Raw genomic sequence first — 394 nt, 5'->3', positions numbered from 1 at the left:
AGTACGGCGAAGGCTCCGGCGGCCAGCTGGGCGACGGGGTGCCCGTGGGTCTGGGCCGCGCACTCGACGGCGAGCTGGAGCACGAGCTGCGGCTCCCACCCCACGAGCAGCCCGAACGGCGCGGACCGGGTGAGCGCGCCCGCGTCCCGGGCGGCGGGGTTCTTGGGCCGCTCCAGGGTCCCCATGACACTGTCGCCGAAACCTCCGAGGCACTCCCGGGTGGGCTCGCGGCGGGCGTAGAGCCACTCCTCGGCGGCCAGCCACCCGTTGTCCTTGCGCCGCTCGTCGGGCCCCCAGTCGTGCTGGGTGGCGGCCCAGCGCAGATGGGCCCGGTGGACGTCGGTGGGCGGGTGCCAGGCGCCGGTGTCGCGGCGGACCTGGGCACGGATCAGCC

At 76.4% G+C, this 394-nt stretch carries 1 protein-coding gene; it reads right to left on the bottom strand.

Translation table 11 applies throughout. The annotated features are described in order from the left end of the window. Nucleotides 1-394: ADP-ribosylglycohydrolase family protein (locus tag RNB18_RS53265; protein WP_311721211.1), on the bottom strand; the 394-nt coding region annotated here is incomplete at both ends.

Source organism: Streptomyces doebereineriae, from assembly GCF_031845645.1.
Lineage (GTDB): Bacteria > Actinomycetota > Actinomycetes > Streptomycetales > Streptomycetaceae > Streptomyces > Streptomyces canus.
Note: the sequence above shows the minus strand (reverse complement) of the source record. Positions and strands in the feature narration are given on the sequence as shown.